The following is an 11,230-nucleotide window of genomic DNA, read 5'->3' as shown; positions in this document are numbered from 1 at the left end:
GACCGCCGCCAATAACGCGGTATGCCCAACTTCCTCCGGATACTCCATGTACCAGACCTGCAACTTCGGATGCGCAGTCTGCACAGCATCGACCAACGTCCCGGGAGGCAATCGCTGACCCTCTGCGGACGCCGCATAAAATTGCGGATTCAGCCACTCATCCAGCTCATGGTTGAACGCCAGAATGCTTCCGGTGATTCCTGCCAGCAGCAAAAAAATCGCCGTCGCCAAGCCGATGTAGCGGTGCAACAACACTAACAATGCGCGCATGAAAAATTCCCTGCAGAGACGACAAAGCCAGCCCCTGAATAATCAGGGGCTGGCTTTTTTATGCACAATTCAAAGGCTTAGAACTGGTAGCTGACTGTGGCGGCGACGTTGCGCTCTTCGCCCATGTAGCAGAAGTTCAGACTCGCGCAGGAGGCGACGTAGGATTCGTTGGTCAGGTTGTTCGCGTTCAGGCGCACGTCGACGCCCTTCAAGCCAACCTTGCCCAGGTCATAACCGATCGATGCGTCGAACAAGGTGTAGGACGGCACCTTCAGCGTGTTTTCCGCATCCGCCCAACTGTAGCCGACATAACGCACACCACCGCCCAGACGCAGGCCATCGAGTGCCGCGCTGTCGAATTTGTAGTCCGCCCACAGCGACGCCATGTGCCGCGGTGCCTGAGTCGGCGAATTGCCTTTGTTCTCGATCACATCGGTCGGTGTGCTCAAGGTGCTGACCATCGACTTCGAGTACTCGATATCGGTGAAGGTGTAGCTGCCGAGCACTTTCAGGTTGTCGGTCACCTGCATGTGGGCTTCCAGTTCCAGACCTTGCGAACGGACAGCGCCTACCGCGCGGTAGAAGTTTTCCTGCGGCAGTTTGGTCGCCAGGTTCTCCTGGTCGATGCGGAACAGCGAGGCAGTGAACAGATTGTCGGTGCCCGGCGGCTGGTACTTCAGGCCGACTTCCCATTGCGTCCCGTCAGTTGGCGGCAGCGGATTGCCAGCGCTGTCGGCATACGAGTTCGGGTTAAACGACTCGGAATAGCTGATGTACGGCGCCAGGCCGTTATCGAAAAGGTACAGCGCACCGGCGCGGCCGGTCAGTTTGGTGCGTCGGTCATTGATTTCCGTACCCTGCGGGCGCCCTGCTTCGGCGATACGGTTTTCATCGGATGTCTCGACCCAATCCTGACGCAAGCCCAGCGAGAAGCGCCATTGGTCCATCTCGATCAGATCCTGCAAGTACACGCCGGTCTGCTCCAGGCGTCGCAGGTAACTGGTCTCGCCGTACAGGTCGATCGCCGAGTTGCCGTAGACCGGATTGAAGGCGTTGATCGGCGCCAGACCGCCACTGGTCCAGTCAACCACCGTCTTGCGCCGTTGATAATCTGCGCCCATCAACACGGTGTGCTTGGTGGCACCGGTGAAGAATTCGGCCTGCAGCATGTTGTCGACGATGAAGGCATGCAGGCGCTCATCGCCGCCGGTGTAGTAGCGGTTCAGTTCGTTGCTGGTGGGTGTCGTCCAGCCATAAGCGTAGACCTGATCCATGTTCACTTTGGAGTCGAGGTAACGGAAGTTCTGCCGCGCCGTAAAGACGTCGTTGAAGCGATGTTCGAACTGATAGCCGAACGACTGCTGATCCCGCGAGTAACCATCAATCCCCGGCTCACCTTCGAAGAAATGCGGCGAGATACGGTTGCCGTTGCGCTGATGAATCGTGCCATCCGCCGGCACGCCACCGTGGTAGCCGCCATCCGGATCGTGCTGCAGATACGCCTGCAGCGTCAGCGAGGTGTCTTCGCTGAAGTCGATGCTCAGGGTCGGCGCGAGCGCGAAGCGCTTTTCCTTGTTGTGGTCGAATTGCGTGTCGGACTGATCGGTCAAACCGGTCAGACGATAGGCAACACGCTTGTCGTCATCGACCGGACCACTGAAGTCAAAACCGACCCCGCGCTGACCCTGAGTGCCGACCGTGGCCTGGACCTGATGATAGGCCTCGTACAACGGCTTTTTGCTGGTCAGCGCCACCAGGCCACCGGGCGAACTGCGGCCGTACAACACCGACGATGGACCTTTGAGAATATCCACGCGCTCAAGGAAATACGGATCGACCTGCATGGTGCTGTAGGTCCCGCTGTCGCCCATCGACTTGAGGCCATCGAGATAGATGTTGTCCACCGAGCCGTCGTTGAAACCGCGCATCGCCACGTAGTCGTAACGATGGGTTGCGCCGTATGGGTTGGTCAGCACGCCGGGGGTATAGCGCATTGCCTGGGAGACAGTCTGTGAGCCCTGGTCGTCCATTTGCTCGCGAGTGACCACGGACACGCTTTGCGAGGTTTCCAGCAACGCGGTGCTGGTCTTGGTGGCGATCTGGCTGTGGATGGCGTTGTAGCCCTCCATGCTGCCCAGTGCATTGCCGAGGGCGAAGCCTTTGATATCAGTGGTCGGCAGTGCCAGTGCGGCGCTGTCGCTGACTGAATGCAGGATGTAGCTGCTGCCGTCCTGGCTGACCGCTTCCAGACCCGAGCCACCCAGCAAATGGCTTAGCGCCTGATCGGTCGAATATTCGCCCTGCACGCCCGGTGACTGTCGCCCCTGCGTTTGCTGAGGTGTCATCGACAAGGTGATGCCGGCCTGGCGCGCAAACTGGTTCAGTGCTTCGCCCAGCGGGCCGGCGGCGATGCTGTAGCGATGACTGCTCGCTTCACTGGCATTGGCGGCGAGGCTCAGGCCAGGCAAGACACCGGCGCCCAAAACCGTGGAAAGCAGGGCGGCGCGAATGGCGTGGCGCAGCAGGCCCGATTCGGCAGCGAAATTCAGAGAGTTCTTACAGGTGATGCGGACAGTCATTGTAGGTTTCCGTGGCAAGTCGCAAAGGCTGAGTTGAAGTGCTTACTGATCAAGCCGGACTTGCCGCGAAAACCCGCCAAAATTTTTTTAAACCACTCGCTCCAGTGTCACCCACCACCGCGTGCGATAGCGCAGTTGTACCGGCAGGGTCTGCGGAAGAATCGCCAGCAGTTTGTCCGTGTCGTGCAGGCGAAACACCCCGGAAAGCCGTAAATCGGCGACGTCCGACGCACACGTCAGAAATCCCTGACGGTATCGCCCGACTTCGCTGAGGAAATCCCCCAGACGCATGTTGCGCGTAACGATCAGACCGTCGACCCAGGCGCCGGCATCCATGTCCATAGGCGGCGCCGGACGTACCTGGTGGTGATCGACCAGATAGGTCTGCCCGGCGAGCGCCTCAACAGAGATGCCAGCGGTGTGGATGGCAACGCGCCCGGCGGTAACGCTCAGTCGCGTGCAATCGCTTTCCTGGCGGAGGATGAAGCGGGCATCGACCGGTTCATAGAGACCGTGACGACTTTGCACGCGAAGCACTCGGTTGAACGCCGCGCCTTGATCGTTACCGCCGCAGGTGACGATGATTTCGCCGCGTGTGAGTTTGATCAGCCGTTGCTGCGCGGTGTAATCCAGATCCACCGCGCTGGCGGTGTTCAACTCGATCCGCGTGCCGTCGGATAACTGGAAGCCTCGGCGTTCACCGGTCGCGGTTGCGTAGTCAGCGCTCCACTGCTGCCAGGTCGAGGTGTCTTTGGCCAACCACGCGGCAGAGCCCATCAACACTGCGCCGGACAGCAGCTTCAAGGCCTGTCGCCGGCCCAGTCCCTGCGCACTGTTCTCCAGCGTGTTCAGTGCCACTTGAGCACCGGGCACGGCGCGCAGGTTATGGCTCAGTTCGGCCTGCAGCGACTGCACGCGCTGCCAGGCCAGTTCATGCTCGTGATGTTCGGCGCGCCACGCTTCGCATTGGCGACTCAGGCGCGCATTGCCATGGTTGTTGCGCAGCCGCAGCAGCCAGTGAATGGCTTGTTTGACCACCTGTTGCGGCGGTTCGGCACGACGTCCGGTCGAGAGGTTATCCACAGGCATCAGTTTGCGTACCGCAACACGTAGCAGTGATACAGCGCATCGGCGACGTAACGCTCCACTGAGCGCAAAGACAAGCCCATCTGCGTGGCGATCTGCTTGTGAGTCAGACCTTCGCACTGCGCCAGCAGAAATGCCTGACGGACTTTCGGCCGCAATCCTTCGAGCATGCGCGCGATGCTTTCGAGCAACTCGATCACCAACGCGCGGGCTTCGGCGCTCGGGGTTTCGGCTTCGGGCAAGTGGGCGATGGTTTCGAGATAGGCGCGTTCGATTTCTTCACGGCGCCAATGGTCGATCACCAGACCACGGGCGATGGTGCGCAAAAAAGCCCGAGGCGTCTTGATTTCCAGGCGTTCGCTGCGCTGCAACAGGCGCACGAAAGTGTCCTGGGCCAGATCCGCCGCATCCGCGGCATTGCCCAGCCGCGCCCGCAGCCAGGCGTTGAGCCAGCCGTGATGACTCCTGTAAAGCGCCTGCACTGCAAACTCAGGTGAGGACATGAACGCGACAGCCCGAACGTCACAAATGATAATTAGTCGCATTTTTATCAAGGGCTGTGAATTTTGCAACCTCCTGTCGAAAGAACGTCCCGAAAAAAACTGAAGCGAACGCTCTGGCACGCCGTTCGGCGGGAATCTGACAGAAATGCAGGGCATTTCCCACGCAGCCCTAAGATTTCCGCGAACGGTGCCGACAGACTGGTGAGACATGCGTGCACCAAAGTAGAGCGGCCATCAGAACGCCGCCTGCCAGCTATTGGACATTTGGAGCTACATGGAATGTTGCATCCCCGAACGCATACCCACTTTTGCATAAGAAGTCCCATGAAATGAATCTCAAGTTCAGCCATAAAATCCTGTTGGCCGCCTCGGGCGTCGTGGTCCTGGCTTTCGCTTTGTTCACCCTCTACAACGACTATCTGCAGCGCAACACCATTGCCCAGAACCTCCAGTCGTCCGTGCAGCAGGCCGGCGATCTGACCGCCAGCAGCGTGCAGAACTGGATGAGCGGGCGAATTCTGGTGCTGGAAAACCTCGCACAGAACGTTGCCCATCAGGGCAAGGACGCCGACTTCCCGGGGCTGGTCGATCAACCGGCCTTCACCTCGAACTTCCAGTTCACCTACGTCGGCCAGGCGAACGGTGTGTTCACCCAACGCCCGGACGCGAAAATGCCGGACGGCTACGATCCGCGTCAGCGCCCTTGGTACAAGCAGGCAGTCGCTGCTGACAAAACCATGCTGACCCCGCCGTACATGGCCGCAGTCGGTGGTCTGGTGGTGACCATCGCCATGCCGGTGAAAAAAAATGGCGAGCTGCTGGGTGTGGTTGGTGGTGACCTGAGCCTGGAAACCCTGGTGAAGATCATCAACTCGGTGGACTTCGGTGGCCTGGGCCACGCGTTCCTGGTCAGCGGTGACGGCCAAGTGATCGTCAGCCCGGACAAAGACCAGGTGATGAAGAATCTCAAGGACATCTACCCGAACGCCGGCGTGCGCATCGAGAAAGGCAACCAGAACGTGGTGCTCAACGGCCAGGAACGCATCCTGTCGTTCACCCCGGTCAGCGATTTGCCGAATGCCGACTGGTACATCGGTCTGTCGATCGATCGTGACAAGGCCTACGCCGCCCTCAGCCAGTTCCGTACTTCGGCGCTGATCGCGATGTTCGTTGCGGTCGCTGCGATTGCGCTGCTTCTGAGTCTGCTGATCAACGTCCTGATGCGTCCACTGACCACCATGGGCCGCGCGATGCGGGACATCGCCCAGGGCGAAGGTGACCTGACCCGTCGTCTGGTCGTGGAAGGCAAGGATGAGTTCGCTGAACTGGGCAGCTCGTTCAACCAGTTCGTCGAGCGCATTCACGCGTCGATTTCCGAAGTGTCGTCGGCTACCCGTCACGTGCACGACCTGTCGCAACGCGTAATGGCCTCGTCCAACGCCTCGATCATCGGTTCCGACGAACAAAGCGCGCGCACCAACAGTGTGGCCGCAGCGATCAACCAGTTGGGCGCCGCCACTCAGGAAATCGCCCGCAATGCTGCCGATGCTTCGCAGCACGCCAGCGGCGCGAGCGAGCAGGCCGATGACGGTCGTCAGGTGGTCGAGCAGACCATTCAGGCGATGACCGAGCTGTCGCAGAAGATCAGCCTGTCGTGCACCCAGATCGAAACCCTGAACGCCAGCACCGACAACATCGGCCACATCCTCGATGTGATCAAAGGCATCTCGCAGCAGACCAACCTGCTGGCGCTCAACGCGGCCATCGAAGCGGCCCGTGCCGGTGAAGCCGGACGTGGTTTTGCGGTGGTGGCGGACGAAGTGCGCAACCTCGCGCATCGCACCCAGGAGTCGGCGGAAGAGATCCACAAGATGATCACCTCCCTGCAGGTCGGTTCCCGTGAAGCGGTGACGACCATGAACGCCAGTCAGGCGTCCAGCGAAGAGAGCGTGGAAGTGGCCAATCAGGCCGGTCTGCGCCTGGTCAGCGTGACCCAGCGCATTGGCGAAATCGACGGCATGAACCAGTCGGTGGCCGCAGCCACCGAAGAGCAGACCGCGGTGGTGGAAACCCTCAACGTCGACGTCAACCAGATCAACCTGCTGAACCAGCAAAGCGTGGCCAACCTCAATGAAACGTTGAAGGATTGCGATGCGTTGTCGCAGCAGGCCAATCGCCTGAAGCAGTTGGTGGATAGCTTCAAGATCTGACGTCTGGCAGACCGCGTTATCGTTCATCGCGGGCAAGCCCGCTCCCACAGGATTTCTGGCGAACACAACATCTGTGACAGACCTGGAACCTGTGGGAGCTGGCTTGCCAGCGATAGCGGCGGTGCAATCACCGCAAATCCGAAGCCTTATACGAACAGCTTCAGCACATTCCCCATCGCATCATCGGCAAACCCCTGCACGAAATCCTTGAATCCCGGCAGCGTTTCCTCCCCACCTGATGCCGGTTCGGCAATGATCGTCCAGGTCGCCCGCGACTTGCCCGCCCCCAAAGATTCCACGTTCATCGCCGCCCACAAATTCGCCACGCCCAGCGTGTTGTAAATCGTGGTCCAGGTCATGGCGCGCGCCAGCTCATCGCGGGAGTTGAGTTGCTCGACCACCACGTTGCCGTCCTTGAAGAATTTCTTGCGCAGCGAGGTCACGCCCTCGCCGGTCATTTCGATGTGCGACAGCGCCGGAATAAAGCGCTCGAAACCGGCGAAATTGCCGACCACCGCCCAGACCTGCGCCGCGTCCGCCGGCACTTCCACCGACGACACAACGTGGCAGCCGTGCGGGTTTTTGATCAGGGTGTCGGGTTGCAGATTGCTCATGGTGTTGCTCCTTCTTGATGAGTTAGATGAAGTTGATCTGTTTCAGGTAATCGCAGCCGCGACGCAGCAGCGCCGGGGATTTTTCCGGGTATTGCGCGCCCATCTGCTGCACCCCGGCCGCGGCGTTGGCGTGGCCGATCAGGGAGATGTCGCCGATGTCTTCCTCGAAGCCGTTGAGGTAGAAACCGAGCACGCCGAACAGCGCGTTGTCGGCGTCGACCCGGCCCAGTTGCTGCTGCCAGTCGGCGACGCTCACCAGCGAGAACTCGCTGCCGGTTTCGCGAAACGAGGCGACGTAGGCATCCCAGCTCAGTGGCTTGGGGTTGTGCAGGTTGAACACCGCTCGCTCGGGCGAATAACGGCTGGCGTGAAAGGCGATGAAGCGGGCGAGAAAATCCACCGGCATCAGGTCGAAGTTCAGCGCAAAGGCGGGCATCTGACCCAACTGAATCGAACCCTTGAGCATCAGCATCAAACGGTTTTTATGCGGCTGACAGACACCGCTCAGGCTGTTGAAACTGATGTTCCCTGGTCGATACAGGTTGACCCACACCCCACGCTCTCTGGCCCGTTCGAGGATGCGCTCACCGACCCACTTCGACAGGTTGTAGCCGTTGCGGATGTAGATCGGTGGGGTCAATGCGGCGGGCAGTTCGAGCACGCGGCCTTCGTTATCGACGGTGCTTGAAGCGGACAGCGTCGAGACAAAGTTGAAGACCTTTTTGCTACGCCCTTCACACAGACGCAGCAGCTCGAAAATCGGCTCGACGTTATCCGCTGCCAGCGACTCGTAATCGAGTACGTGGTTGACGTTGGCGGCGTTGTGCACCAATGCGCCGAACTCGCGATCCAGGCGCTGATAATCGTCGTCGGCCAGGCCCAGTTGCGGGCGGGTGATGTCTGCCGAGTAGATTCGCACCCGACTCAGGTCCAGATGCTCCAGACGGTTCTCGCGCAACGCCTGGGCAAAGCGCTGCGCCGCGGTTTGCCCGCCGCCGTCACGCACCAGGCAGGCCACTTCGCTGGCGCCCCAACCGAGCAGCGCTTCGACGATGTGCACACCCACAAAGCTGTTGGCACCAGTGACGATCACCTTGTGCACATCGCCCAGACGGCTGATCGGCAACGGCTCGATGTTCAGCGCACGCTCGGCGTCGGCCATGGCCTGGGCGCTGAGCACCGCGCTGTCATCAGTACCGCGCACCAGCGTGGCGAGCTTGATGATGGTCGGCAGTTCGATGAAACGGTTGATCGAGATGCTGCGCCCGAATTCCTCACGCAAGCGCAGCAACATCCGCGACAGCAGGATCGAATGCCCACCGAGATTGAAGAAGCTTTCGTCGGTGGAAATATCGCTGGTGGGCAGCTCTAGCAGTTCCGCCCAGATCTCCAGCAACAGCGCTTCGTCGGCGTTCGCCGGCAGGCATTTCGGGCCGCTGTCCTGCACGCTCACGGGCAGCTCGTGCAATGCCTTGCGATCGACCTTGCCGTTGCTGGCGAAGGGCATGTGCGCCAGTTCAGTCCACGCCACCGGTTGCATGTAGTCCGGCAGAAACTGCTGGGCATGCGCCCTCAATTGATCGCGGGCAGCGTCCGACTGTGGCTGGGCGAGGAACGCCAGAATACGCCGCTGACTGTCGATCACCACCGCCACCTGACGGTACAACTGGCTCTCGCGCAGGCAGCGCTCGATCTCTTCCGGCTCGACCCGGAAACCACGGATCTTCACCTGATTGTCACGCCGTCCGCACAGTTCGATCCCATATTCGCCCCACTTGGCCATGTCGCCGCTGCGGTACGCACGCAAGGTCTCGCCGTGCGGCAGTTGCAGGGTCAGATAGCGCTCGGCAGTCTGCTGCGGATTGTTCAGATAGCCCAAGCAGACGCCGGGGCCGACGATGAACAATTCGCCAACGGTGTTATCCGGCACCGGTTGTAAGTCGTCATCGAGAATCAGCACCTGACTGTTGGCAATCGGTGCGCCGAGGGTGCGGTTGCTGTCACCGGGTTTGAGTTGCCGGGCGGTGATCAGCACTGTGGCCTCGGTGGGGCCGTAGAGGTTGTGCAGCTTGCCCTGACGGGTCAGTTGCTCGATGACGAAAGGCTCGCAGACGTCGCCACCGGTCATCACCTCCACGCCTTGCAGTTGCTCCAGCGGCAGGATGCTCAGCAGCGCCGGCGGCAGGAACGCGTGGGTCAGTTGCCGGCGGCGGATCAGCGCCACCAGTTGCAGCGGATCGCGCCGTTGCGTGTCGTCGGGCACCACCAGTTCCGCACCCTGCAGCAGGCTCGGAAAGATATCGATCAGCGAAGAATCGAAACTCAGCGAAGAGAACTGCAACACCCGGCTCTCGGCGCGCAACTGCACGTAATCGGCGTACCACGCCGTGAAGTGCGCAAGGTTCGCCTGGCTCAGCAGCACACCCTTCGGATGGCCGGTGGTGCCTGAGGTGTAGAGCGCCATGCACGGTGCGTCGAGCGGCGGACGCAGGCGCATCAGCGGTTGGCCGAGATCTGCATCGGCGCTGTCGATACGACTGACATCCAGCCCCGGCATCGACGCACTGAGCGGATGCTCACCGTCATGCAGCAACAACACCGCGCCGGCGTTTTGCAGGATGTACTGCTGGCGCTGCAGCGGATGGCTCGGCTCCAGCGGCAGGTACACCGCGCCACTGCCGAGCACCGCCAGAATCGAGGCGAACAGCGCCGGACTTTTCGGCTGGCAGATACCCACAATCCACGGCTGCGGATGTTGCTCGAGCAACGGTTGCAGACGTTGCTGGATCGCCCGGCTGTGAGCATGTAGCTGACGATAGCTGAGCGACTGCTCGGCCAGGTGCAGCGCCGGTCGCTCGGCGTGTTCGATCAGGCTCTGTTGCAAGCGCTCGATCAGCGGGATCTGCGCCTGCTTCAGCAGGACCGGACTGGCCGTGTCGTTGAGGCGATGGACGTAAGCCAGGCTGTCGAGAAACCGCAGGTCTTCCACCTGTTCGAAGTCCGGCGCCGTGGCGGGCGCCGCCTGCTGGAAATACTCGGCATCGCGGGAGAAGCGACTGACCAGCAGCGCGACTTCGTCGACCACATGCGTCAGAACCCGCTGGTGCAGAGCCTGACCATTGCCGGACGGCTCAGCACCGATCGGCACGCGGCTGATCAGTGACGAGCCGAGGAAGCACAGCAGGTCGAGCGTCGGCAAACCGCCGAGGCTCTGCGCACCGATACCCAGGCGCAAATGCAGGTGCGGGATGGCGCAGAAATCGCCGGCGCCGATGAAGCCATCATCGATGATCAGATCCACCGGCGATTGCGTCGCGCCGCTAATCCGTAAGGAGTGACCGTGTTGTTCGAGTTCCTGCGCCAGGTCGGTCATGGCCTGGCTGGCGCCAATCAGCAAAATGTCGAGACGTCTCATGTCGGCCTCCTCATCAAACCAGATAGTCACGCAGGGCGTGCTGCACGCAGGACGTGTCGAGCAGTGAGCTGCTGTGGAAAAACCGCACGATGTTGCCCACCAGCGGATGGTGGCGATTGATCGGGAAGGCCAGTCCGGCCATCTCGTCCCTGAGCGAGCGGCGGATCGCATCACTGACCGGCAAGGCGTCGATCAGGCGCAGATCGAAGGACTTCTGGATGTCGTTGGTCAGGTAATGGCCGATAAACACCGGCAGGATCTGCGCGATGGTTTCCCGGTCCGCGTCATTGGCGGTATGCCAATAGATGCGCACCATGCGCGCCCAGAAGCTGGAGTGCCGGCCCTCGTCGAGCAAGTGATCGGCCATCAGGCCCTTGATCGAAGGTTTGACCGTGTCGTCCCGGGCGAACGCCGCGACGTCGCCGGTCACGGTGTTCTCGGCGATGGCCACGCAGATCAGCTCCACCGCGCTGCGCAGGTGCTCCGGCGCCAGTGCCACAGCGGCCGGAATCGCCCGGCTCAGCTCGATTTCAGCGGGCAGTTCGATCGGCTC

General features: G+C 61.0%; 8 protein-coding genes. 1 reads left to right on the top strand and 7 read right to left on the bottom strand.

Going from position 1 to position 11,230, the window contains the following annotated elements:
- The 4 genes from DBR18_RS29555 to DBR18_RS20080 all read right to left on the bottom strand — a co-directional run.
- A partial coding sequence (locus DBR18_RS29555; RefSeq protein ID WP_256588814.1) for a PepSY domain-containing protein occupies positions 1–270 on the bottom strand: 270 nt, incomplete at its 3' end.
- 77 nt (positions 271–347) lie between these two features.
- Positions 348–2,849 carry a TonB-dependent siderophore receptor gene (locus DBR18_RS20090; RefSeq protein ID WP_108591619.1) on the bottom strand — a complete coding sequence of 834 codons (2,502 nt, stop codon included), beginning with the start codon at positions 2,847–2,849 and terminating at the stop codon, positions 348–350.
- Positions 2,850–2,936: 87 nt separating this feature from the next.
- Complete coding sequence (locus tag DBR18_RS20085) at positions 2,937–3,938, bottom strand: FecR domain-containing protein (RefSeq protein WP_108591618.1); 1,002 nt, start codon at positions 3,936–3,938, stop codon at positions 2,937–2,939.
- Positions 3,938–4,438 carry a sigma-70 family RNA polymerase sigma factor gene (locus DBR18_RS20080; protein WP_108591617.1) on the bottom strand — a complete coding sequence of 167 codons (501 nt, stop codon included), beginning with the start codon at positions 4,436–4,438 and terminating at the stop codon, positions 3,938–3,940. Before DBR18_RS20080 ends, DBR18_RS20085 begins: the two co-directional genes overlap by 1 nt.
- A 329-nt stretch (positions 4,439–4,767) precedes the next feature.
- Between DBR18_RS20080 and DBR18_RS20075 the strand changes: the two genes are divergently transcribed.
- Positions 4,768–6,648, top strand: coding sequence for a methyl-accepting chemotaxis protein (locus DBR18_RS20075; RefSeq protein WP_108591616.1), 1,881 nt, complete (start codon positions 4,768–4,770; stop codon positions 6,646–6,648).
- Between the two features lie 146 nt (positions 6,649–6,794).
- Here DBR18_RS20075 and DBR18_RS20070 read toward each other — a convergent pair whose 3' ends face one another.
- From DBR18_RS20070 to DBR18_RS29550, 3 genes are all read right to left on the bottom strand, one after another.
- Complete coding sequence (locus tag DBR18_RS20070; RefSeq protein WP_108591615.1) at positions 6,795–7,262, bottom strand: SRPBCC family protein; 468 nt, start codon at positions 7,260–7,262, stop codon at positions 6,795–6,797.
- A 22-nt stretch (positions 7,263–7,284) separates the two neighbouring features.
- Entirely contained in the window at positions 7,285–10,677 is a 3,393-nt protein-coding gene (locus tag DBR18_RS20065) for a non-ribosomal peptide synthetase (RefSeq protein ID WP_108591614.1), read from the bottom strand.
- Positions 10,678–10,690: 13 nt separating this feature from the next.
- The coding region (locus tag DBR18_RS29550) for a diiron oxygenase (protein WP_256588813.1) at positions 10,691–11,230 on the bottom strand (540 nt) is incomplete at its 5' end.

The sequence above is a fragment of the Pseudomonas sp. HMWF021 genome (assembly GCF_003061005.1).
GTDB lineage: Bacteria > Pseudomonadota > Gammaproteobacteria > Pseudomonadales > Pseudomonadaceae > Aquipseudomonas.
The sequence above is the reverse complement of the archived record's forward strand: the minus strand, read 5'-3'. Positions and strand labels throughout refer to the sequence as shown.

Excerpts from the sequence above, each read along its gene's own strand:
- DBR18_RS20090 (WP_108591619.1), bottom strand. The coding sequence starts at position 2,849 with ATGACTGTCCGCATCACCTGTAAGAACTCTCTGAATTTCGCTGCCGAA.
- DBR18_RS20085 (WP_108591618.1), bottom strand. The coding sequence starts at position 3,938 with ATGCCTGTGGATAACCTCTCGACCGGACGTCGTGCCGAACCGCCGCAA.
- DBR18_RS20080 (WP_108591617.1), bottom strand. The coding sequence starts at position 4,438 with ATGTCCTCACCTGAGTTTGCAGTGCAGGCGCTTTACAGGAGTCATCAC.
- DBR18_RS20075 (WP_108591616.1), top strand. The coding sequence starts at position 4,768 with ATGAATCTCAAGTTCAGCCATAAAATCCTGTTGGCCGCCTCGGGCGTC.
- DBR18_RS20070 (WP_108591615.1), bottom strand. The coding sequence starts at position 7,262 with ATGAGCAATCTGCAACCCGACACCCTGATCAAAAACCCGCACGGCTGC.
- DBR18_RS20065 (WP_108591614.1), bottom strand. The coding sequence starts at position 10,677 with ATGAGACGTCTCGACATTTTGCTGATTGGCGCCAGCCAGGCCATGACC.